The sequence below is a fragment of the Dactylosporangium sp. CS-033363 genome (assembly GCF_050942475.1).
Taxonomy (GTDB): Bacteria; Actinomycetota; Actinomycetes; order Mycobacteriales; family Micromonosporaceae; genus Dactylosporangium.
Genome location: NZ_CP192032.1, coordinates 700,758 through 722,551, shown reverse-complemented (window position 1 = coordinate 722,551; position 21,794 = coordinate 700,758). Strand labels below are relative to the sequence as shown.

Annotated in this window: 23 protein-coding genes and 2 pseudogenes; 9 read left to right on the top strand and 16 right to left on the bottom strand. The window is 71.5% G+C overall.

What is annotated here, in order from left to right; translation table 11 throughout:
• The first annotated feature begins 149 nt into the window (after window positions 1-149).
• On the top strand, window positions 150-1,055 hold the full coding sequence (locus ACQPZ4_RS03435) for an HAD family hydrolase (protein WP_433055954.1): 906 nt from the start codon (window positions 150-152) through the stop codon (window positions 1,053-1,055).
• A gap of 1 nt (window position 1,056) precedes the next feature.
• Here the strand turns inward: ACQPZ4_RS03435 and ACQPZ4_RS03430 are convergent, their stop codons facing one another.
• From ACQPZ4_RS03430 to ACQPZ4_RS03390, 9 genes and pseudogenes are all read right to left on the bottom strand, one after another.
• Window positions 1,057-1,917, bottom strand: coding sequence for a lysophospholipid acyltransferase family protein (locus tag ACQPZ4_RS03430; RefSeq protein ID WP_433055951.1), 861 nt, complete (start codon window positions 1,915-1,917; stop codon window positions 1,057-1,059).
• Window positions 1,914-2,984 (bottom strand): NAD-dependent epimerase/dehydratase family protein, encoded by a 1,071-nt coding sequence (locus tag ACQPZ4_RS03425; RefSeq protein WP_433055948.1) that lies wholly within the window; start codon window positions 2,982-2,984, stop codon window positions 1,914-1,916. Before ACQPZ4_RS03425 ends, ACQPZ4_RS03430 begins: the two co-directional genes overlap by 4 nt.
• Window positions 2,985-3,074: 90 nt before the next feature.
• Complete coding sequence (locus ACQPZ4_RS03420) at window positions 3,075-3,176, bottom strand: 30S ribosomal protein bS22 (protein WP_007465623.1); 102 nt, start codon at window positions 3,174-3,176, stop codon at window positions 3,075-3,077.
• Window positions 3,177-3,305: 129 nt separating this feature from the next.
• Window positions 3,306-3,521, bottom strand: coding sequence for a helix-turn-helix domain-containing protein (locus ACQPZ4_RS03415; RefSeq protein WP_033363444.1), 216 nt, complete (start codon window positions 3,519-3,521; stop codon window positions 3,306-3,308).
• Window positions 3,522-3,667: 146 nt separating this feature from the next.
• Window positions 3,668-4,852, bottom strand: coding sequence for an ABC transporter permease (locus ACQPZ4_RS03410; protein ID WP_433055945.1), 1,185 nt, complete (start codon window positions 4,850-4,852; stop codon window positions 3,668-3,670).
• Window positions 4,853-4,934: 82 nt separating this feature from the next.
• Window positions 4,935-5,606, bottom strand: a pseudogene (locus tag ACQPZ4_RS03405) (ABC transporter ATP-binding protein); the annotation flags it as partial.
• On the bottom strand, window positions 5,603-6,940 hold the full coding sequence (locus tag ACQPZ4_RS03400; protein WP_433055941.1) for an efflux RND transporter periplasmic adaptor subunit: 1,338 nt from the start codon (window positions 6,938-6,940) through the stop codon (window positions 5,603-5,605). The gene ACQPZ4_RS03400 and the pseudogene ACQPZ4_RS03405, both read right to left, overlap by 4 nt.
• Window positions 6,941-6,967: 27 nt before the next feature.
• On the bottom strand, window positions 6,968-8,419 hold the full coding sequence (locus ACQPZ4_RS03395; RefSeq protein ID WP_433055938.1) for a basic secretory protein-like protein: 1,452 nt from the start codon (window positions 8,417-8,419) through the stop codon (window positions 6,968-6,970).
• Between the two features lie 105 nt (window positions 8,420-8,524).
• Window positions 8,525-9,445 (bottom strand): proline dehydrogenase family protein, encoded by a 921-nt coding sequence (locus ACQPZ4_RS03390; protein ID WP_433055935.1) that lies wholly within the window; start codon window positions 9,443-9,445, stop codon window positions 8,525-8,527.
• A 78-nt stretch (window positions 9,446-9,523) separates the two neighbouring features.
• On the opposite strand from ACQPZ4_RS03390, the gene ACQPZ4_RS03385 reads away from it, so the two are divergent.
• Together ACQPZ4_RS03385 and ACQPZ4_RS03380 are read left to right on the top strand one after the other, a co-directional pair.
• Window positions 9,524-10,096: a CGNR zinc finger domain-containing protein gene (locus tag ACQPZ4_RS03385; protein WP_433055932.1), complete on the top strand. Its 573-nt coding sequence runs from the start codon at window positions 9,524-9,526 to the stop codon at window positions 10,094-10,096.
• 190 nt (window positions 10,097-10,286) lie between these two features.
• The gene (locus tag ACQPZ4_RS03380; RefSeq protein ID WP_433055929.1) at window positions 10,287-10,487 is read left to right on the top strand and encodes a cold-shock protein; all 201 of its coding nucleotides are present in this window, start codon (window positions 10,287-10,289) and stop codon (window positions 10,485-10,487) included.
• Between the two features lie 117 nt (window positions 10,488-10,604).
• Here the strand turns inward: ACQPZ4_RS03380 and ACQPZ4_RS03375 are convergent, their stop codons facing one another.
• Window positions 10,605-11,408, bottom strand: coding sequence for a sugar phosphate isomerase/epimerase family protein (locus tag ACQPZ4_RS03375; protein ID WP_433055926.1), 804 nt, complete (start codon window positions 11,406-11,408; stop codon window positions 10,605-10,607).
• A gap of 40 nt (window positions 11,409-11,448) precedes the next feature.
• Window positions 11,449-12,378 carry a Ppx/GppA phosphatase family protein gene (locus ACQPZ4_RS03370; protein ID WP_433055921.1) on the bottom strand — a complete coding sequence of 310 codons (930 nt, stop codon included), beginning with the start codon at window positions 12,376-12,378 and terminating at the stop codon, window positions 11,449-11,451.
• 62 nt (window positions 12,379-12,440) lie between these two features.
• Between ACQPZ4_RS03370 and ACQPZ4_RS03365 the strand changes: the two genes are divergently transcribed.
• A complete protein-coding gene (locus ACQPZ4_RS03365) occupies window positions 12,441-13,271 on the top strand; it encodes a hypothetical protein (RefSeq protein WP_433055918.1) in 831 nt (276 codons plus the stop codon).
• On the opposite strand, the gene ACQPZ4_RS03360 is transcribed toward ACQPZ4_RS03365, so the two are convergent.
• Complete coding sequence (locus ACQPZ4_RS03360; protein WP_433055915.1) at window positions 13,242-13,457, bottom strand: hypothetical protein; 216 nt, start codon at window positions 13,455-13,457, stop codon at window positions 13,242-13,244. The genes ACQPZ4_RS03365 and ACQPZ4_RS03360 overlap by 30 nt on opposite strands.
• Before the next feature lie 80 nt (window positions 13,458-13,537).
• Between ACQPZ4_RS03360 and ACQPZ4_RS03355 the strand changes: the two genes are divergently transcribed.
• The gene (locus tag ACQPZ4_RS03355; RefSeq protein ID WP_433055912.1) at window positions 13,538-14,170 is read left to right on the top strand and encodes a PilZ domain-containing protein; all 633 of its coding nucleotides are present in this window, start codon (window positions 13,538-13,540) and stop codon (window positions 14,168-14,170) included.
• A gap of 4 nt (window positions 14,171-14,174) precedes the next feature.
• Here the strand turns inward: ACQPZ4_RS03355 and ACQPZ4_RS03350 are convergent, their stop codons facing one another.
• The gene (locus ACQPZ4_RS03350; RefSeq protein ID WP_395899630.1) at window positions 14,175-14,858 is read right to left on the bottom strand and encodes a winged helix-turn-helix domain-containing protein; all 684 of its coding nucleotides are present in this window, start codon (window positions 14,856-14,858) and stop codon (window positions 14,175-14,177) included.
• Window positions 14,859-14,935: 77 nt separating this feature from the next.
• Window positions 14,936-15,982 (bottom strand): annotated as a pseudogene (locus tag ACQPZ4_RS03345) (sensor histidine kinase); the annotation flags it as partial.
• Between the two features lie 206 nt (window positions 15,983-16,188).
• Between ACQPZ4_RS03345 and phoU the strand changes: the two are divergent.
• Window positions 16,189-16,854 carry a phosphate signaling complex protein PhoU gene (phoU, locus tag ACQPZ4_RS03340; RefSeq protein ID WP_433055907.1) on the top strand — a complete coding sequence of 222 codons (666 nt, stop codon included), beginning with the start codon at window positions 16,189-16,191 and terminating at the stop codon, window positions 16,852-16,854.
• 44 nt (window positions 16,855-16,898) lie between these two features.
• Here the strand turns inward: phoU and ACQPZ4_RS03335 are convergent, their stop codons facing one another.
• The gene (locus ACQPZ4_RS03335; protein WP_433055904.1) at window positions 16,899-17,651 is read right to left on the bottom strand and encodes a phosphoglyceromutase; all 753 of its coding nucleotides are present in this window, start codon (window positions 17,649-17,651) and stop codon (window positions 16,899-16,901) included.
• Between the two features lie 65 nt (window positions 17,652-17,716).
• Between ACQPZ4_RS03335 and ACQPZ4_RS03330 the strand changes: the two genes are divergently transcribed.
• The 3 genes from ACQPZ4_RS03330 to ACQPZ4_RS03320 are packed head-to-tail and all read left to right on the top strand — an operon-like array spanning window position 17,717 to window position 20,563.
• Entirely contained in the window at window positions 17,717-18,943 is a 1,227-nt protein-coding gene (locus ACQPZ4_RS03330; protein WP_433055901.1) for an MFS transporter, read from the top strand.
• Between the two features lie 32 nt (window positions 18,944-18,975).
• Window positions 18,976-20,205, top strand: coding sequence for an MDR family MFS transporter (locus ACQPZ4_RS03325; protein WP_433055898.1), 1,230 nt, complete (start codon window positions 18,976-18,978; stop codon window positions 20,203-20,205).
• A 49-nt stretch (window positions 20,206-20,254) separates the two neighbouring features.
• Window positions 20,255-20,563 (top strand): STAS domain-containing protein, encoded by a 309-nt coding sequence (locus ACQPZ4_RS03320; protein WP_433055895.1) that lies wholly within the window; start codon window positions 20,255-20,257, stop codon window positions 20,561-20,563.
• Here the strand turns inward: ACQPZ4_RS03320 and ACQPZ4_RS03315 are convergent.
• Window positions 20,560-21,534, bottom strand: a complete 975-nt coding sequence (locus tag ACQPZ4_RS03315; protein ID WP_433055892.1) for an alpha/beta hydrolase family protein — start codon at window positions 21,532-21,534, stop codon at window positions 20,560-20,562. The genes ACQPZ4_RS03320 and ACQPZ4_RS03315 overlap by 4 nt on opposite strands.
• Between the last annotated feature and the right edge of the window lie 260 nt (window positions 21,535-21,794).

Genomic DNA, 21,794 nt, shown 5'->3' with positions numbered 1-21,794 from the left:
CGGCCTGCTCGACTGGCTGCTGCACTGATTCACTCCAACTGATTCAACACAGCTACACGTTCGCGACATGACAGGGCCCGGTGCACGTCACCGGGCCCTGTTGCTGTCTGGTGCTTGTACCGTTGGCTTTCGGTTGAAGGGAGACCGACGTGCCGATCCGTCCCTCCGCGCTGCGCCGCCGCAAGCCGAGCGGCCGCATCGTCGTCTCCGCCGCCGGCTGGGCCGCGGCCGAGGTCGAGGCCGCCCTGGAGATCCCGTCCGACCCCGCCGCGGCGGCGTTCTTCGACGTCGACAACACGATGATGCAGGGCGCGTCGATCTACTACTTCGCCCGCGGCCTGGCCAAACGCAAGTACTTCACCAGCCGCGACCTCGCCCGCTTCGCCTACCAGCAGGCCCGCTTCCGGCTCCTCGCGTCCGAGCACGCCGGCACCGTCTCCAGCGCCAAGTCCGCCGCGCTCGCCTTCATCGCCGGCTGGAAGGTCGAGGAGATGGAGCGCCTGTGCGAGGAGATCTTCGACGAGCTCATGGCCGACCGGATCTGGGGCGGCACCCTGGCCCTGGCCCAGCTGCACCTCGACGCCGGCCAGCGCGTCTGGCTGGTCACGGCCGCCCCGGTCGAGCTGGGCCGGATCATGGCCGCCCGCCTGGGCCTGACCGGCGCGATCGGCACCGTGGCCGAGATCCGCGACGGCGAGTACACGGGCCGCCTGGTCGGCGACCTGATGCACGGCCCGGAGAAGGCCTCGGCGATCAGCACCCTGGCCCTGGCCGAGGGGCTGGACCTCGCCCGCTGCGCCGCCTACAGCGACTCGATCAACGACGCCCCGATGCTCTCCACAGTGGGCTACGCGGTGGCGGTCAACCCGGACCCGGCCCTGCGCCGCATGGCCCGCGAGCGCGGCTGGGAGATCCGCGACTTCCGCTCGGCCCGCAAGGCGGCCAAGATCGCCATCCCGACCGCGCTCGCCACCGGCGTGGTGATCGGCGGCGTGGCCACCTACAGCGCCATGCGCAAGCGCCGCCGCCGGACCGCGGCCAAGACGGCCGACTAGATCAGGCGGAGAAGGCGTCCGGGCGGCGGTCCAGCAGCTTGTACAAGGTCTGCTGGATCGTCTCGCGCACCTGGTCGGCCAGGTTGAACACGACCATCGGGTCGTCGGCGGAGTCGACGTAGTCCTCGGTGGAGATCGGCTCGCCGAACTCGATCAGCCACTTGCTCGGCAGCGGGACCAGGCCCAGCGGGCCCAGCCACGGGAACGTCGGCGTCACCGGGAAGTAGGGTGCGCCGAGCAGCCGGGCCAGCGGGCGGATGTTGGCGATCATCGGGTAGATCTCCTCCGCGCCGACGATCGACACGGGCACGATCGGGGTGCCGGTGCGCAGGGCGGCCGAGACGAAGCCGCCGCGGCCGAAGCGCTGCAGCTTGTACCGGTCGGCGAACGGCTTGCCGATGCCCTTGAAGCCCTCCGGGAACACGCCCACGAGCTCGCCGTCGGCCAGCAGGCGCTCGGCGTCGGGGTTGCAGGCCAGGGTCGCCCCGGACTTGCGGGCCACCTCGGAGAAGAAGGGCATGCGGAAGACCAGGTCGGCGCCGAGCAGGCGGAGGTGCCGCTGGGCCGCGGTCTCGTCGTGGACGGCGACCGAGAGCATCAGGGCGTCCAGCGCGAGCGTGCCGGAGTGGTTGGCGACGACCAGCGCCGCGCCCTCCTTGGGCAGGTGCTCGGCCCCGGCCACCTCGGTGCGGAACCACTGGTTGTAGAGCGGGCGCAGCAGCGGCAGGAAGACGCCGTCGGTGAGGTGCCGGTCGAAGCCGAAGCCGTCGACCTCGTATTCGCCGGTCAGGCGCTCGCGGAGGAAGGCGAGCGCGCCGGCGACCCGATCGTCCCAGACGTCCGGGAGATTCGGGTCAGTCATTCGCCACTCTCCAAGGCGGCCCGTGCCGCGCGGGTTCTGCGGAAGCCGTCGAGCAACGACTGCTCGATCGAGCGAATGGTATCCGCGCGCAGCAGTTCGTTCTCGCTGCGGCTGGCGACGAATTCGGCGAAGGCCTCGGCGGTCGTGCGCGGCGTGAAGCCGAACGCGCGGATCAGCTTCGTGGTGTCGACGACGCGGCCGTGCACGAAGAGGTCGAGCTGGTCCAGGGAGACCCCGGCCCGCCCCAGGCCGGCCAGCACGTTCAGGCCGGGCTCAAGGACGGGCATGGTGACACGGCCCGCGCGGCGCACGGCCTGCGAGAGCGTCAGGGTGCCCGCCCCGGCCACGTTGAACGTGCCCGGGTGGTCCTCGGTCACCGAGCGCACCAGCACCTCGAACGCGTCGTCGACGTGCAGGAACTGCAGCCGCGGGTCGCGGCCGAGGACCGTGGGCACGACCGGGCGGTCGAAGTACCGGGTCAGGCGGGTGTCCACGGCCGAGCCGATGAACGGCGCGAACCGCAGCACCGTGGCCGCCACGTCGGGCCGGCGGCGGCGGAAGCCGCGCACGTAGCCCTCGATGTCGAGCACGTCCTTGGCGAAGCCGCCCCGGGGCACCTCGCGCGGCTCGGTGTCCTCGGTGAAGATCGCCGGGTCGCGGAAGGAGGCCCCGTACGCCGCGGTCGAGGAGCGCACGATCAGCTTGCGCAGTCGCGGCGCCTGCTGGCAGGCGGCGAGCAACTGCATGGAGCCGATGACGTTGAGCTCCTTCATGGCCGCGCGGCCGCCGTGCTGGTCGGTCGCGGTGGCCACGGCGAGGTGCGCCACCGCCTCGACCCGGGCGTCCACCATCGCCCGCAGCACCCCGGGGGTGCGCAGGTCGATCTGGTGTACGTCGATCTTGGAACCGGCGGCCGCCAGCACCGCGGCGAGGTCGCCGGTGGGTGCGGTGGCGTCGACGCCGACGACGCGGACGATGCGCGGGTCGGCGGCGAGCCGGGCGGCCAGATGCGCGCCGAGATACCGGCTCACCCCGGTCACCAGAACGACGCTGGGTGACGCGGTCACGCGGCTCCGATCAGAGCTGAGCGCACAACTGAGCGCAGACCCGTCACCCGGACGGGCCTGCTACCGGCCGCCGGGTGAGGGTGCGGAACGCTACTTGCCGAGACGACGACGCTGGACGCGGGTCTTGCGCAGCAGCTTACGGTGCTTCTTCTTGGCCATACGCTTGCGGCGCTTCTTGACCACCGAGCCCATACGAGCATCTCCTCGATACAGCGGAACGCGTGCCATCGCTGGCACGCCGAAGACATGGTTAGCCGTTCCAGGGTAGCCGCATCGTCGCCGGATCGGAAAACGGCCCCGCCCCGCCCCACCGAGGTATGGCTACGCGGTCTCGCGGAACGCCTCGCGAAGGTACGCGTCGACCGCGTGCTCGGGCACCCGGAAGGACCGGCCGACGCGGACCGCGGTGAGATCACCGGCGTGGACGAGGCGGTAGACGGTCATCTTCGACACCCGCATCAAGGTGGCCACCTCGGCGACGGTCAGAAACCTGACCTCGCCCAGCCGGCCTTCGGTGGTGTGTGGCGTGCTCGACATCGCGACCTCCGACCAGCGTGCTCGCCCAAGCGCCCGGCCCGGCAGCCCCGGGATCGAGCGTCACTCAATCAGCGTGTTACCAGTACGGTAACGGTACGCCTGTGACTTGTACCTGGACTTCGTCGGAATCTTTCCGGGAGACTTGATCATTCGGTTCGGAGGGCGACGACCGGATCCAGCCTGCCCGCACGCTGCGCGGGGACCACGCCGAAGACGATCCCGACGCCCGCGGAGACGCCGAAGGCCAGGGCGAGCGACCACCAGGTGATCGCGGCCGGCACCGGTGACAGCGCGGCCACGATGAGCGACGCGCCGATGCCCAGCGCCATCCCGATCACCCCGCCGAGCGTGGTCAGCAGGACCGCCTCGAGCAGGAACTGCACGCCGATGTCGCGCGGCCGGGCGCCGACCGCCTTGCGCAGCCCGATCTCCTTGGTCCGCTCCCGGACCGACACCAGCATGATGTTCGAGACCCCGACCCCGCCGACGAGCAGCGAGATGCCGGCGATCGCGGCCAGCACGCCGGTGAGCACGCCCAGGATGTCGCCGAGCACGCCGAGGATCTGCTCCTGGGTCACGGCGCTGAACTGGGTGCCGGGGTGGCGCCGGGCGAGCTCGGCGATGATCCGCGCGGACAGGTCCGCGATCTCGTCGCGGTTGGGCGCGTTGACCGCGATGCCGTCGACCCGATTGGTCGCGAGGAGGCGCTGTGCGGTCGTGATCGGCACGTGTACCTCGTTGTCGCGATCGATCCCGAGGCTCTGACCGAGCTGCTCGAAGACGCCGATGACCCGGAACCGCACGCCCGCGATGGTCATCTGCTGGCCGACCGCGTCCCGGTCGCCGAACAGCTTGTGGGCCACGCTCCAGCCGAGCACGGCGACCCGGCGCTGGGTGTCCACATCGGACCGGGTGAGGTACGTGCCGCGGGCCAGGTGCCGCACGAAGACGTTCGGCGTGGTCTCGATGACGCCGTTGATGCTCGCGAACGTCTCCACGTTCCCGGCGGCGACGGTCTCGCCGGACGCCACGGTCACCGCCACCCGGTTGCGATCGCCGACGATCTTCGACACGGCGTCCACATCGGACAGGTCCATCCGCGACACGGACGGCGCCGAGCCGATGTTGACCTCGCCCGGCACCACGATGAGCAGGTTGGAGCCGAGCCCCTCGACCTGCTGCTCGATCTCCTGCTTGGTGCCGGTACCGATGGCGACGAGCACCACGACGGCCGCCACCCCGATGATCACGCCGAGCATGGTGAGCATGCTGCGCAACCGGTTCGCCCGCAGCGCGTCGATCGCGACCCGCCACGCCTCCGCGACCCTCACGCCGCCACCTCCGCAAGCTCCGGTGCCGGCGCGTAACTGAGCCCCTGGTGAGCGGCTCCTCCGCTCCGCTCCAGACCACTCACGCCACGATCTCCCCGTCCCGCATCACGATCTGCCGGCCGGCGCGGGCGGCCACCTCGCGGTCGTGCGTGACGATCACCAGCGCCACGCCCTGCTCGCGGTTGAGCGTTTCGAGCAGCGCGAGCACCGCCTGGCCGTTCTTGGTGTCCAGGTTGCCCGTCGGCTCGTCGGCCAGCAGCACCTGCGGGTCGGTGACCAGGGCCCGGGCGATCGCGACCCGCTGCTGCTCGCCGCCGGAGAGCTGGTTCGGCCGGTGCTCGAGGCGGTGTCCGAGCCCGACCCGTTCGAGCATCGCCACGGCCCGCTTGCGGCGGTCGGCCGCGCGCATCCCGCGGTACACCAAGGGAAGCGCCACATTGTCGATCGCGCTGGTGCGGGCCAGCAGGTGGAACGACTGGAACACGAAGCCGATGGTCTCGTTGCGCAGCCGGGCCAGCTCCTTGGGATCGAGCCCGCCCACCTCGCGCCCGCCGAGCAGCAGCCGCCCGGACGTGGGCCGGTCCAGCCCGCCGAGCAGGTGCATGAGGGTCGACTTGCCCGAGCCGGACGGCCCGATGATCGCCACGTAGTCGCCGGCGTCGACGGTGAAGCTGACGCCCTTGAGCGCCGGCACGGTCACCCCGTCCAGCGCGTACTCCCGCGTCACGTCCTCCGCGACGAGAGCCGCGGTCATTGCGGAAGTTCCATGCCTTGCTTGACCTTGTCCGTGCCGCGCACCACGATCCGGTCGCCGTCGCTGAGGCCGTTGAGCACCTGGACGCGGTCCTGGCCGGAGACGCCGACGCTGACCGGCTGCTCGACCGCCTTGCCGCCGCGCACGAGCCACACGACGTCCTTGCCGCCGACGTTGAAGACCGCCGCGGCCGGGACCGTCACCGCATCCTCGATCGAGCGGACCTGCAAATGCGCGACCGCGTTCATCCCCGGACGGGGCTGCGGCGCCGGGCGTCCGTCGTCGTACTTCCCGGCGCCCAGCCTCAGCCGCGAGCGGTACGCCACGCCGCCCCGCGCCGACGTGCTCGGCAGCACGTCGGCCGAGCTCACGGTGGCCTCGTAGGTCGCGCCGGGGGCCGCGTCGAGCTCCACCCGCGCGGTGATGCCGGGCTGGACGAGCAGCACGTCGGTCTCGTCCACCTCGGCCATCAGGCCCAGCTCGGAGACGTCGACAACGGTGAGGATGGCGGTGCCGGCGGTGACCCGGCCTCCCGCCGGTACCGCCGGATCCACGCCCGGACCGGGCCCGCCGGTCCCCGTCGCCGGAGCCTGCCCGCCGGTGGCCGACCCGATCAGGTCGGTGATCGACGGGGCGCTCGCGGCCGACGTGCCGCCCAGCTGCACCACCCCGGCCACGGGCGCCCGCAGGGTCAGCTCGTCCACCGTGGACTTCGCGAGGTCGTAGGCGGACTGGGCCTGGGCGCGCTGGGCCTGGGTGAGCGCGGCCATCGCCTGCGACACGCTGGCCAGGCCGCGCTGGACGCTCAGGATGACCGCGCGGGCCGAGGCCGCCGCCTCCTGGTAGGTCCGCTCGGCCAGGTCGATCTGCGTGGTCAGCGACGTGCGCACGGTGAGGTCGGCGATCTGCGCGGCGGCGGTACGGGCATCAGAGAACGCCTTCGCCGCCGCGTCGTCGGTCTTCTTCTGCTGCGCGGAGAGGTTCTTGACGCCGGTCCCGCCGCCGCCTGAGTTCTTGAGCGCGTCGAGGGCCTGAGTCGCCTCCGCCAGCCGCTGCTGGGCCGCGGGCGAGTCGACCACCGCGAGCACCTGGCCCGCGGTGACGGTGTCGCCCGGCTTGACGCTCAGCGAGACCAGGGTCCCGTCGGCGGCCGCGGTGAGCGTGGCGGCGGCGCGGGCGGTGACGGTGGCCGGCGCGTCGACGACCTCGACGACGTCGGCCCGCCCGGCGCTGCCCAGGTCGATGCCGGAATCGCCGCCGGTGCAGGAGGCTCCGGTCAGCGAGACGAGGATGAGCAGGGCCACGGCCGTCGTACGCGGGGGAACGCGATACACGTCGGCAAGTGTAGATACGCCCGCGGGTTACACGTGGTCCCGGACATATCGGGCGCAGTCGTTCTGCAGGTCGTTCCAGCGGACCCCGAAGGCCTTGCGGGCGGCGGCATCCAGGGAGCGGCCGTCACGCACGGCGTACTTGAAGAAATTGAGCAGCTTGCCCTCGCCGTAGCGGTCGGCCAGGTACTGCAGGGTCAGGTAGGCGATCCCGTAGCGCGCGCTCACGTCGGCCGTGGTCGCGTCCGCGGGCGGGTCGTCGAGGTCGATCTCGCCCTTCCACTCCCCGCCGTGCACGTAGGTGCGCACGTCGGCGAGGCTGTCGAACGGCTTGCCGGTGCCCTTGACCCGGACGTACTCCGCGATGCCCTCGACCAGCCACCAGGTGTGGGCCCACGACTTCTCGACCCCGGCGAGCGTCACGACGTGGGTGAACTCGTGCCGCAGGACGTCCAGGGTGCCCTGGGTGTCGACCTGGGCCGCGTTGAGGACGATCTCGGTCGCGCTCGCGGTGAGCGGCAGCGCGAAGCCGATCACCCACGGCTCCTGGGCCATCCCGTACCAGGCGGCCCACTCCTCGGGCCCGGCCAGGTAGACGACGTACCGCGACGGCGGCGGACCCCAGCGCGCGTACCGGTCGGTCAGCGCGGCCGCCTGCTCGGCCGCCGCGAGCAGGGAGGGCAGGCGGTCGGCGTACTTCGCGGTCGTCGACATCACCACCCGGCTCCCGATCGCCGTGCGCAGGTCGCTGACCTCCCACGGCCGCGGGCCGAGGACCTTGGCCGTGCCGAACTCCAGCAGCGTCACGCCGGAGCCGCCGACCTTCCAGCGCGTGTCGGCCTCGAGGTTCATCGGCTCGCAGGTGGTGACCACGTAGCAGTACTGCACCAGCACCGTCACCCGCGCGGTGCCGCCGTCCTCGGTGCGGGCCGCGGCCTCCGCCGCCGGCTGCCAGACCTTCACCTGCAGCTTGCGCAGCGAGCCGTACCGGCGGGCGAGGTCGGCCCGCAGCCCGCGCGCGGACGGGTCGACGGCGCGCAGGAAGCCGGCCTCGTCGCCGTTGAGCAGCGCATTGGCCTGGTCCTGCAGCACCTGGTTGATCCGCCCGTCGAGCGAGGCCGGCGGGGCGTTCGGGGTGGCGACCGGCGCGGTGGTCTGGCCCGCGCCGGCCCGCGCGTTCGGGTGCCCGGCCGCGTCCGCGGCGGGCGCGTTCCACAGGCCCAGGTCCTGGCCCTGGCCGGAGACGAGCGCGGCGCGCTCGTGCTGGCGGGCCGTGGCGAACGCGATCGCGCCGGCCGGGGCGCCCAGCATGACGGCGAACGCCAGGACCAGGGCGGCCCGGAACACGGTGGCGCCGCTGCGGGCCTCGACCGGCGCCTCGAGCAGCCGATGCCGGGACCCGCCGCGCTGGCGGGGGATGGCGGGATAGCACGGGGGGACGTCGATGACGTCCCCGCGCGGCCCTTCATCCCCAACGGTCACTGCCGGACCGTACGTGAACCCGGCAACCCGCCGCGTCGCCCTAACGGACGAGAAGCGGGGTGATGTGACGAATCGCCCGTTTCCTGCGGATCGGGTGACGCGTTCTCACCCGCGCGAACGCAACGCCCTGGCCAGGAAGCCCACGTTGGCCGGGCGCTCGGCGAGGCGGCGCATCATGTACGCGTACCACTGCGTCCCGTACGGCAGGTAGACCCGCACGGTGTAGCCCAGCTGGGCGAGCCGCAGCTGCTCCTCGGGGCGCACGCCGTACAACATCTGGAACTCGAACTCGTCGGGCGAGCGCTCGTACCACTTCGCCCGGTCCTCGCCGATCTCGACGAGCCGCGGGTCGTGGGTGGCCAGCATGGGATAGCCGGCGCCGGCCATGAGCACGTTCAGGCAGCGCACGTAGGACTTGTCGACGTCCAGGCGGCTCTGGTACGCCACCGACTCCGGCTCCTTGTACGCGCCCTTGCACAGCCGCACCCGCGAGCCCGCCACGGCCAACTCCCGGCAGTCGGCCTCGGTGCGGCGCAGGTACGCCTGCAGGACCGCCCCCGTGGTCGGGAACTCCCCGCGCAGCCGGGCCAGCACCTCCAGCGTCGAGTCGGTGGTGGTGTGGTCCTCGGCGTCCAGCGTCACGGTGGTCCCGGACTCGCTGGCCTTGGCGCAGATCGCGCGGGCGTGTTCGTAGGCGACCTTCTCGTCGAAGACCTGGCCCAGCGCCGAGAGCTTGAGGCTCACCTCCGCGGCCGGGGTCAGCTCGGCGGCGTGCAGGGCGTCGAGCAGCGCGAGGTATTCGTCCCGGGTCGCCTCGGCCTGCTGGGGGTTGGTGGTGTCCTCCCCCAGGTGGTCGAGCGTGCCGGCGAGTCCGTCCGCGACGAGCTCGCGGGTGCGCTGTAGCGCATCTTCCGCGTGCTCCCCGGCGATGAAGCGGCGCACAATGCTGCGGCTGACCGGGGCGGTTTCAACGAGCCGCTCGACCCTGTTCGAGCGGGCGGCGGCGAGGATGACCGATCTGAGCATGTGCCGAGCGTAAACAGAACTCCCGAACTCCGGTGACGCCTGGTCGCCACTGTGGCATTTCTTGACTACCTTGGTCGGGTGGACTTCGACGCGTATGCGCGGACCGCCGTCGACATCGTCAACGCGCCGCTCGAAAGCATGCAAGATCTGGCCGCCCTCTTCGGCGAGGACAGCTGGCAGACCGCGGAGGCGACCGAGCGCGACCTGGTCGCGTTCCGGCGCGCCCGCAAGCGGCTGCGTGAAGTGTTCGAACACGGCTCGTCCGGCCGGGACGTGGCCGCCGTCGCGGAGCTCAACGCGCTGCTCGAGGCCTATCCGATGCAGCCGCGCATCTCCGGGCACGACACCCACGACTGGCACATGCACGTGACCGGCCGCGGCTCGTCGGTGAGCTCGGAGCTGCTGGCCGGCGCGGCCTGGGGGCTGGCGGTGTGGCTGTGCGAGCACGGCAGCACGCGCTTCGGCGTCTGTGCCGACGAACGCTGCGGCAACGTGTACCTCGACACGTCGTCGAACTGCTGCCGCCGGTTCTGCTCCGAACGGTGCGCCACCCGCTCCCACGTGGCGGCCCACCGCGCCCGCAAGCGCGCGGCCGAGACGAGCGCCTCGCTGGCCGTGGGTGACGCCGATCGGGCGGTCGTGACCGCGTAACTGCCGGAAACGGCCTCCACCGCTGCTCACTTCGGCATATCTTGCGTCTTGTGGTTCGCTTTACCGAGTGTCCGACAATTTGGACACCCGGGCTTGGGCGATGCGAAGGTGCCGGCCCCTCCCATGTGGCCGGCTCCCGACACCGGGTTCGTCACCGGATCACAACGCCCTACGAAGGAGAAACAGCACCATGGCCCAGGGAACCGTGAAGTGGTTCAACGCTGAGAAGGGCTTCGGCTTCATCAGCGTCGACGGCGGCGCCGACGTCTTCGTCCACTTCTCAGCCATCGAGTCGGACGGCTATCGCAGCCTCGACGAGAACCAGCGCGTCGAATTCGAGATCAAGCAGGGCCCCAAGGGCCCCCAGGCCGAGTCCGTCCGCAAGATCTGACGCCGACTTCCAGCAACGCCCCGGCCCCGCGCACCACTCCCGCGGCCGGGGCCTTGCCATGTCAGGGCACCGCTGAGCGAACCGGTTGGGTGCGCACGCGCAGCAGGTGGGCGTGGCTCAGACGACCGCGGACGGCGTGGCCAGGTGCTGCCGGGCGAAGCGCAGCGACTCGGCCAGATCGGCCTCCCGCTCGGTGCGGCTGCCCGCCTTGCGCGTGCCGACCTCGACGGCCACCGAGCCGGTGAAGCCGCGCGCGTCGAGCGAGGCCAGCAGCTGGGCGCAGGGCATGCTCCCCCGGCCGGGCACGAGGTGCTCGTCGCGGGCCTTGCCGGTGCCGTCGCCCAGGTGGACGTGGGCCAGGTTGCCGGCCATCGTGTCGGCCAGCTGGATCACGTCCGTGCGCGAGGCGGCGCAGTGGGACAGGTCGAGGGTGTAGTTGTCGAAGCCGGTCAGCGTCGGGTCCCAGCCGGGCGCGTAGGGGACGAACTCACGCCCCACGCCGCGCAGCGGGAACATGTTCTCCACGGCGAAGCGGATGCCCGGGAACTGCCGGCCCAGCCGGAGCAGGCCGGAGGAGAACGTCCGGGCGTAGTCCCGCTGCCACGCGAACGGCGGATGCACCACGACGACGTCGGCGCCCAGCGTGTCGGCCAGCTCGGCGGCGCGGCGCAGGCGCTCCCACGGGTCCGGGCTCCAGACGCGCTGGGTGACCATCAGGCACGGGGCGTGCACGGAGCGCACCGGCACGTTGTAGTGCTTGGACAGGCCGGCCAGCGCGCGGCCGTCCTGGCTGACCGCGTCGGACCAGACCATGACCTCGACGCCGTCGTAGCCGAGCGCGGCGGCCATCTCGAAGCCGGCCGCGGTCGGCTCGGGGAAGACCGAGGAGGTGGACAACAGGACCGGAACTTGGCGACTCACACCACCAGGCTAGCCCGGTTCGCACAGCGTCTCCTGTCGATCAACTCGACTCCAGTACTTCCAGCCGGCGAAGAATCACTCCTTCGCGCAGCGCCCACGGGCAGATCTCGACCTCGTCGATGCCGAGGACGCGCATGGTGACCTCGGCCACCACCGCGCCCGCGAGGATCTGGTGCGCGCGGCCCGGGCTGACCCCGTCGATCTCGGCCAGCGCGGAGGACGACATGCGGCGGATGAACGAGAGGACCTGGTGCAGCCCGACGCGCGTGAGGCGGCGGGTCACCCGCGGCCCGGCGCCCGACGGGGCGGCCCCGGCCAGGCGGGCCAGGGTGCGGAAGGTCTTCGAGGTGGCCACCGGCCGGTCCCAGCCGCTGGCGAGCAGGGGCGGGGCGGCCCCGCGGACCAGGGTCTCGGCGTACTCGCACATGGCGTCGACCGAGGCCGGCGACGGCGGGTCCCCGTGCAGCCGCTCGCGGGTCATCCGGCCCGCGCCGAGCGGCACCGAGAGCGCCACGTCGGGCTCCTCGTCGATGCCGGCCGCGAGCTCCAGCGAGCCGCCGCCGATGTCCATCACCAGCAGGCGCCCGGCCGACCAGCCGAACCAGCGGCGCACGGCCAGGAACGTCATGATGGCCTCGGCCTCGCCCGAGAGGACCTGCAGGTCGACGCCGGTCTCCTCGCGCACGCGCTTGAGCACGCGGGCCGAGTTCTTGGCGTCGCGCACGGCCGAGGTGGCGAAGGCGAGCAGGTCGTCGGTCTCCAGCCGCGCGGAGGCGTCGCGGGCCTGCTCCACGGCGGCGATGAGACTGTCGGCGCCGGCCTTGGACAGCTCGCCGTCCTTGCCGATCCGCTCGGCCAGCCGCAGCTCGGCCTTCTGCGAGTGGGCCGGCCACGGGTGGGCGCCGTGATGGGCATCGACCACGAGCAGGTGGACGGTGTTGGAACCCACGTCGAGCACGCCCAGTCGCATGGTCAAACCGTATCCGCGTGGGCTTGCGGGCGCGCGCGAAGGGACGGCGTAGGCTCTTTCGAATGGACATCCACGTCGAGGTCGAGGACCCCGAGGACCCGCGCGACCTCGAGGTCGATCTCGACTTTCCGCGCGAATGGCTCGAGTTCGCCGATCCGGCCGACCCCGAGCACCTCGTCCGCGCCGACCTGACGTGGCTGCTGTCCAACTGGACGTGCGTCTACGGCAACCAGTGCCACGGCATCATCGAGGGGCGCGCGGAGGAGGGCTGCTGCTCGCACGGCGCCTTCTTCACCGACGATGACGACCAGGAGCGCGTGAAGGCCGCGGTCAAGCGGCTGACGCCGGAGCACTGGCAGTACTATCGCCGCGGTTTCAAACGGTGGACCGAGAACGACACCATCGACGGCAAGAACAAGGCGCTGCGCACCGCGACGCGGGCCGGGCATGGCTGCGTGTTCCAGAACGACGTCGACTTCCCCGGCGGCGGGGGCTGTGCGCTGCACGGGCAGGCCCTGCGCGACGGCGTGCATCCGCTGGAGTACAAGCCGGACGTGTGCTGGCAGCTGCCCGTACGACGGGATCAGGACTGGCGCAAGCGCCCCGACGGCACCAAGGTGCTCGTCTCCACGCTGGGCGAGTTCGACCGCCGCGGCTGGGGCGAGGGCGGTCACGACCTGCACTGGTGGTGCACCTCGTCACCGGAGGCGCACGTGGGGGCCAAGCGGCTCTACCAGGAGTACGAGCCGGAGCTGACGGCGCTGATCGGCAAGCCGGCGTACGCCCGGCTGGCGGAACTGTGCGCGGCCCGCGCCGAGCAGGGGCTGATCGCCGAGCACCCGGCCACGACGAGCGCGCGGGCGCTAAAGCTGATCCCGATCACGCCGGTCTAGCCGCGAGCGGCGGGCCTTGGCCACCAGGGAGTAGCCCACCGCCATCAGCGACAGCCCGATCAGGATGCTCGGCAGCAGCATGGGCCAGCGCGACTGGGTGAAGGCCGTGTACGCGGAACTGACCGCCAGCAGCAGGCCGACGACCATCATGAGCATGCCGGCCGGGCCGGTGTTGAAGCTGCGCACCAGGAAAAACGCTACGGCACCGCGGTGTGTCGCGGGCCTGGACTCCTCAAGTCTCGCCCGGGTGAGCCGAAGGTGCGGGCGTGACGACCCTGCCCGCGATCAACGCCCTGGTCGACGTGGTGCTGATGGACGGAGAGGCCTATCAGTCCCGCGTCGAGGACTTCAGCGGCAAGCGCCTGACCGTGGCCGCGCCGTTCGGCGTGATGGACGCGGATGTCCCGAAGCTCGGCGCGTCGATGGAGCTGGCCTGGGTGGCGGGCGACCGGCGGCAGGCCGTCGACGTGCGCCTGGTCGAACTCGGCCGGGAGCGACCGCCCCGCTGGTCGCTGGAGGCGGTCGGCTCGATCCGGCTGCAGACCCGGCGCAACTACGTGCGCGGCGGGGGCGGCGAGTGGGTCGAGGTGGTCCACGGCGGCACGACCTACCACGGCCGGATCATCGACCTGTCCGAGGGCGGCGCGCGGTGCCGGCTGACCGAGGACCGCTTCGAGCGCGACGACCGGGTGGACATCAAGGTCGCCCTGGAGACCGAGACGATCACCCTGAACGGGACCGTCCTGTTCGTCCGCCGGGATCCCGAGAACGCCACCTACGACGTCATCATCACGTACGAGTCCAGCGAGCTCGTGGGCCGCGCGATCCGCGGCTACGTCCTGCGCAAGGAGATGGAGGAGCGCAGACGCAACCGCGAATCCGTGGCGAACGCCGGCTAGCGGCTTACGGCTCGAACTTGTAGCCCAGGCCGCGGACGGTGACGATGTAGCGCGGCGCGGACGGCTCGGGCTCTATCTTCGAGCGCAGCCGCTTCACGTGCACGTCCAGGGTCTTGGTGTCGCCCACGTAGTCGGCGCCCCAGACGCGGTCGATCAGCTGGCCGCGGGTGAGCACCCGGCCCGCGTTGCGCAGCAGCAGTTCGAGCAGCTCGAACTCCTTGAGCGGCAGCTGTACGGCATCCCCGCCCACCGTCACCACGTGCCGGTCGACGTCCATGCGCACCGGTCCGGCCGAGAGCGTCGGCGGGGCCAGCTCGCCGACCGCGTCGACCTGGCGGCGCAGCACCGCGCGGATGCGGGCGACCAGCTCGCGGGGCGAGTAGGGCTTGGTGACGTAGTCGTCGGCCCCGATCTCCAGGCCCACCACCTTGTCGATCTCGCTGTCCCGCGCCGTGATCATGATGATCGGGACGTTGGACTTCTGCCGCATCTGCCGGCACACCTCGGTGCCGGACATCTCGGGCAGCATGAGGTCGAGCAGGACGATGTCCGCGCCGGTGCGGTCGAACTCGGTCATGGCCTCGGTGCCGGTCGCCGCGATGGACACCTCGAAGCCCTCGCGACGGAGCATGTACGACAACGGGTCCGAGATCGACTCTTCGTCCTCGACCACGAGTACGCGCGCCAACGTGCTGTCCTTTCGTAGCTGCCGGGGAGCCACACTGCGCTGCGAACCGCGGGTGGAAGGTTGCTGTTGCGTAACGATCATGGGGCCCCTCCGATCTCAACTGACGGCGGTAGCGCCAACGCGGCCTCCGTCGGACGCGAGGGCAGCCGCAATGTGAACGTCGAGCCAACTCCCACGGTTGAGGTGACCGTGACCCGGCCGCCGTGGTTCGTGGAGATGTGCTTGACGATCGCGAGCCCCAGCCCGGTGCCGCCGGTGGCCCGGGAGCGCGCCCGATCGGCGCGGTAGAAGCGCTCGAAGATGCGGTCGATGTCCCGGGGCTCGATGCCGATGCCCTGGTCGGCCACGGCGATCTCGACGTAGCCGTTGTCCTCGCTGACCGTCACGGTGACCGTGGTGTGCTCGGGCGAGTACGCGATCGCGTTCTCCACGAGGTTCACGACCGCGGTGACGAGCTGGTTCTCGTTGCCGTAGACGGTCAGGCCGCGCACGCCCTTGAACGCGAGCTCGATCTCCTTGGCCGAGGCCGGGGTCTTGGCCCGGTCCAGCACCTCGACGGTGATCTTGTCGACGTCGACGGGCTCCGGCTCGGGCAGCGGCTCCGCGCCCTGCAGCCGGGAGAGCTCCAGCAGCTCCGAGACCAGCCGGCCGAGCCGGGAGGACTCGTGCTTGATCCGCTCGGCGAACCGGATGGCGGCCGCCGGGTCCTTGTCGGTGGCGTCCAGCAGCGCCTCGGCGAGCAGCTGCAACGCACCTACGGGAGTCTTGAGCTCGTGGCTCACGTTGGCGACGAAGTCGCGGCGCACCCGGGCGACCCGGTGCGCCTCGGTGACGTCGGCCGCCTCGATCGCGACCCGGCCACCGTCCAGGGCGACCGCGCGGACGTTGACGCCGAGCGGCTCGCCGTGCGTCAGCCGGGGCAGGTCGAGCTCGACGACCCGGGTGATGCCCGTGCGCCGCACCTGACCGGCGAGGGTCCGCACGATCGTGTGCGCCTCCTCGGCGACGGTCGCGGCTCCGCCCGGGCGCTGCCGGACGAGGCCCATCTCCCGTGCGGCCGCGTTGGCGAGCACGGGCTTGTCGAGCTCGTCGAGAACGAGCACCCCGACCTGCAGCGCGTCGAGGATGTCGGTCACCGCCGGTCCGTCGGATTTCGGCTGCCGGAACTTCCAATCCACGATCCGATGGTAGGAGACCCGTTAGCGCATCCAGCGTGCACGGAGGCACGAATCGGGCTCATGTGGTCCAGTGTTCACCCTGGTGGCCGCCATTGTTCACCGGGTTGGCAAAGGTCTGGCCATACGGTGAGGTTCACAACGATGGGAGCAATATGCGCGACGAATATCGTGCCGATCTACTGCAGGTCAACAAACTGCTCGTGTGGATGGCCGACGCCGTTCGCTCGGCGATGAGCCGGGCCACGAACGCCCTGCTCACGGCCGATCAGACCGACGCCGAGGAGGTCGTGGCCCGCGACGCCGAGGTCAACGCGCTCTACCGGCTCGTCGAGGACAAGGTGTACGACCTGTGCGCCCGTCAGGCCCCGGTCGCCTCCGACCTGCGGCTGCTGCTGACGGCGCTGCACCTCGCGGCCGACCTCGAGCGCATGGGCGACCTGGCCGATCACGTCGCCAAGGCCACGCTGCGCCGCCACCCGGCCCGCGCCGTGCCCGACTCGCTGGCCCCGACGTTCGAGCAGATGGGCGAGGTCGCCGACCGGATCGCCGCCAAGATCTCCCGCGCCATCTCGAACCTCGACGTGGTCGCCGCCGGCCAGCTCGAGCGGGACGACGACGCGATGGACAAGCTGCACGCCGGCCTCTTCGCGCTCATGTTCGCGCCGGGCTGGGACGGTGGCACCGAGGCCGCGGTCGACTCCGCGCTGCTCGGGCGGTTCTACGAGCGGTACGCCGACCACGCCGTGAACGCCGGCCGGCACGTGGTGTTCCTCGTCACGGGCGAGACCCTCGACGCGCGCGAAGCCGCCAAGAACTGAGCGTGCAAAGGGGGCCGGTCGGGTGACCGGCCCCCCTTTTTTGCTTAGCGCCCCTGGTTCGCGACCGCGGCCGCGGCCTCCTTGGCCGCCTCCGGGTCCAGGTAGGTGCCGCCCGCCGTGATCGGCTTGAGCGCCGCGTCCAGGTCGTAGCGCAGCGGGATGCCCGTCGGGATGTTCAGCTTGGCGATCGCCTCGTCGGAGATGCCGTCGAGGTGCTTCACCAGGGCCCGCAGCGAGTTGCCGTGCGCCGCCACCAGCACCGTCTTGCCGTTGAGGAGCTGGGGGACGATCTGGTCGTACCAGTACGGCAGCATCCGGGCCACGACGTCCTTGAGGCACTCGGTCTTCGGCCGCAGCTCCGGCGGCAGCGCCGCGTAGCGCGCGTCACTCGCCTGCGACCACTCGTCGTTGTCGTCGATCGGCGGCGGGGGCGTGTCGTAGGAGCGGCGCCAGAGCATGAACTGCTCCTCGCCGAACTCCTGCAGGGTCTGCTTCTTGTCCTTGCCCTGCAGGGCGCCGTAGTGCCGCTCGTTGAGCCGCCACGAGCGCTGGACGGGAATCCAGTGCCGGTCGGCGGTGTGCAGGGCGATCTCGCTGGTGCGGATGGCACGGCGCAGCACTGACGTGTGCACCACATCCGGCAGGAGACCGGAATCACGGATCAGCTCGCCGCCCCGACGGGCCTCGGCCTCTCCCTGGGCGCTGAGGTCCACGTCGACCCAGCCGGTGAACAGGTTCTTGGCGTTCCACTCGCTCTCACCGTGCCGCAAGAGCACCAGTGTCCCGACTTCACTCATACGAGCATCCTCCCGTACCGAATCACTTCGACATCACACGGTCCGGGGTGTAAGGATGCGAAGCCGTGGCAGTCATTACGGGGAAACAGCGCTTGCCGAGCCAGTTCTGGGTGCTCTGGGCGGCCACGCTCGTCAACCGCGCCGGCGGGTTCGTCATCATCTTCCTGACGATCTACCTGACCACCCAGCGCGGCTTCAGCGCGTCGGCCGCGGGCCTGGTCGTCGGCCTGTACGGCGTCGGCGGCGCCGTCGGCGTGACCGTCGGCGGGCACCTGGCCGACCACTGGGGCCGCCGCCCGGCCGCGCTGCTCTCGCTCGGCACGTCCTCGGTGCTCATGCTGGCCCTGGGCCTGGCCCGCGGGCCGGTGGAGATCATCGCGGCCGCCGTCCTGCTCGGCGCCGCGGCCGAGGCGGCCCGCCCGCCGCTGGGCGCGATGATCGCCGACATCGTGCCGGCCGACCTGCGGATGCGCGCGTTCAGCACGTACTACTGGGCGATCAACCTCGGCTTCGCCGTCTCGGCCGCGCTGGCCGGCTTCGCCGCGCAGGCCGGGTACTTCACGCTCTTCGCCGCCGACGCCGCCACCACCGCGGCCGCCGCCCTGCTGATCGCCTGGCGCATCCGCGAGACGCGCCCGGTGGCGGCCCCGCACGAGGAGCACGAGCGCGGCGGCCTGCGCGCGGTGCTGCACGACCGGGTGTTCCTGGGCTTCGTGGCCTGCAACCTGCTCGTGGCGCTCATCCTGCTGCAGCACATGTCGATGCTCCCGCTGGCGATGATCGACGACGGGCTGTCCAGCCAGACGTTCGGCCTGGTGATCGCGCTCAACGGGGTGCTCATCGTGGCCGGGCAGATGGCCGTGACCCGGCTGCTGAGCACCCGCCGGCCCGCCTATGTGATGCCCGTCTCGGCCCTCATCATGGGCGTCGGGTTCGGGCTGACCGCGTTCGCGCACACGCCGCTGCTGTACGCCGGAACCGTGCTCGTCTGGACGGTCGGCGAGATGCTCAACGCGCCCTCCAACTCGGCCCTGCTGGCCGGGCTGTCCCCGGTCAGCATGCGCGGCCGCTACCAGGGCGTCTTCGGCCTGTCCTGGCAGGTCGCGTCGTTCCTGGCGCCCACCCTCGGCGGCCTGGTGCGGGAGAACCGGCACCTCGGCAACACCGGCCTGTGGCTGGGCTGCCTCGGCGCCGCAGCGATCGCCGCCGTCTGGAGCCTGAGCGCGGCCCGCGCCCGGGAGCACAGGGTGGCCGCACTGGCCGAGCGCGAGCTGGCTAGGATCGAACTGTAAAGAGGCTTTACTAAAGAAGGCAAAGAACAACAGTGCGCACCTGGTACCGCTCCACGATCGGCGGCCTCCCCCGGCTCTACTGGTACCTCTGGACCGGCATGCTGATCAATCGCGTCGGCGGCTTCGTCGCGCTGGTCCTCTCGCTCTACCTCACCTCCGCCCGGCACCTCGCGATCCCCGTGGCCGGGCTCGTGGTCGGCGCCTACGGCATCGGCGGGATCGGCGGCGTGCTGCTCGGCGGGGTGCTCGCCGACCGCTGGGGCCGCCGCCCGACCCTCCTGCTCGCCCACTTCGGCGCCGTGGCCGTGCTGTGCGGCCTGATCGTGGCCCGGCCCATCCCGGCCATCGCGGTGCTCGCCGCGCTGCTCGGCGTCATGCACTCGATGCCCGGCCCGGCGTTCGTGGCCGCCATCGTCGACGTGACCCCGGCCGGCGACCGCAGCCGCGCGTTCAACCTGCAGTTCTGGGCGTTCAACCTGGGCATGGCGGTCGCCTCGGTGCTCGCCGGGGCGCTGGCCGAGGTGAGCTTCACGCTGCTGTTCTCGGTAGACGCGGCAGGCACGCTGCTCACCGCGCTGCTGATTCTGTGGAAGGTGCACGAGACCCGGCCGGCGCATCGGATCGCCGCAACGTCGCGAGGTGGGCTGCACACGGCGCTCACCGACCGCGCGTACATGCTGTTCGTCGGGCTGTCGCTGCTGCTCGCGATCGTCAGCACGCAGACCTCGACCATCCTGCCGCTGGCGATCACCGGCGACGGGCTGCGGCCGTCCGCGTACGGCTCCGTGGTGGCCTACGCCGCGCTGCTCATCGTGGTCGGCCAGCTGTTCGTGCCGCGCCTGATCGACCGCTGGCGCAAGGGCACCGCGCTCGCCGTGGCCAACGTCTTCCTGGGCCTGGGCTTCGCCGCCGTCGCGCTGGCCGACGGCATCGCGGGCTACCTCGCGGCCGCGACCGTGTGGACCGTCGGCTCGATGATCGCCGCCCCGCCCAACGCCGCGGTCATCGCCGAGCTGTCCCCGGAGGCGCTGCGTGGGCGGTACCAGAGCGTCTTCTATCTGACGTTCCCGGCCGCGAGCTTCATCGCCCCGGCGGCGGGCGGCGTGAGCCTGCAGTATCTGGGCAACTGGCACTGGATCGTATGCGGCGCCCTCGGCCTGTGCGCGGCCGCCGGCCACCTGCTCATCCAGCCCGCACGAGAGCGCCGGGTGGCCAAGGAGCCGGCGGCGGCCGAGGAGTTTGCGGTGCCGGTCGGCGGGTAGACATCTCGCTCACTTCTGCGTGAGGGGGGCGGTTTTGGACGGGGACGGCTTGTCGGCGACGCTCGAACCGACGCCATCGGACGCCCTGGTCATCCGGCTCGCCGGCACGCTGGACCTGGCCACGTGCGAGCAGGTGACCGAGGCGGTCCAGGCCGTCCTGCCCGTTTTCCGCCCCGGCGCGCTGATCCTCGACCTCGACCAGGTCACGCTGCTCGACTCGGCCGGCATCGGCGCGCTGGTCGGCTGCTGGAAGCTCGCCGCCGGGGCGGGATGTGCGCTGCGACTGCGCAACCCCCGGCCGCTCGCCTACGCCCAGCTGGAGCTCACCGGGCTGCTGGACGTGTTCGCCGTCAGCTAGAGCGTGCCGTCGTACTTCGCGGCGCCGCTCGCCGTGCCGTCCGCGCGCAGCCGGGAGCGGGCCGCGGTGTCCCCGTAGAGGCCGTAGCGGAACAGGTCGAGCATCGACTTGCTGACGGCGTTCGCGGCCGGCGTGGTGCCCCACAGGGCGGCGCCGTGGTCCCCGCCGAGCAGCGTGAGCAGCCCCTTCGGCCACGAGGTGGCGTCATAGAGCGACTTGCCGCTGCTGTACGGCACGGTCGCATCCGCGTCGCCGTGGATGAACAGCACCGGGGTGGCCGCGCCGGAGAACTTGCCGCCCATGGACCCGCCCGAGACGATGACCGCGCCCTTGAGCCGGCTGTCCCGGGTCGAGCCGGAGAGCAGGCCGGCCGTGGTGTACCCGCCGGCCGAGTGCCCGGCCGCGCCGACGTGGGCGGTGTCGATCCGCCCGGCGAGCGGCGAGCCGGCCTGGCCGTCGAGCTTGAGCACCTCGGTGATGACGGCGGACGCGTCGGCGGGCTGGTTGGCCATGTCGTTCTGATTGAACGGGTTCGCCTTGTCGTTGGTGCCCGGGTAGGCGGGCGCGGCGACCACGAACCCGGCGGCGGCGATCTTCTGCGTCACGCCGGCGTACCCCTCGGGCGAGCCGTGCAGGCCGTGGCTCCACAGCACCAGCGGGTAGCGGCCGGCGGTCTTCGGGTACCAGACGACCGTGCGCAGCGTCCGTCCCGCGCGGGTGAACGTGAACTGACTGCTCGCAATGGCGAACGTCTGGGTGGGCGCTTTGCCGGAATTCGCGGCGGGAGCGGTCGTCGCCTTGGCTGAGGCGCTCGTTGTGGCGCGCGCCCCAAGAGCGCCATTGCCGCCGGGTTCGCCCGTGGAAGTTTCAACCGACGGAGCACTGCTTGGCGGGGCATTATCGGCGGCGGCCTGGGTGCCACAACCGGCGAGACCCAGCAGAAGAGCGGCCGTCAGCAGACGCCTGAGCATGCGAGGAAAATTACGGGCTTCGAGGCCCCGGCGTCTTTACGGCCGCCTTAAGTTTGGCGACTCGTACCGGCGGCAGCGGGTGCGTGCACCCCCAGTCCACGGCACCCGCTGTGTGCCGCCGGTGGCGACGACACGCCCCGCCCGGACATGTCATCGCGAGAGGCCCTTACGGGCCGGAACACCCCCGCCGCTCCCCAACTTCAGGAATCGCCGGATCCGAAATTGACGGTACGCGGCCGTTGATTCGCGCGCCAAGTAAA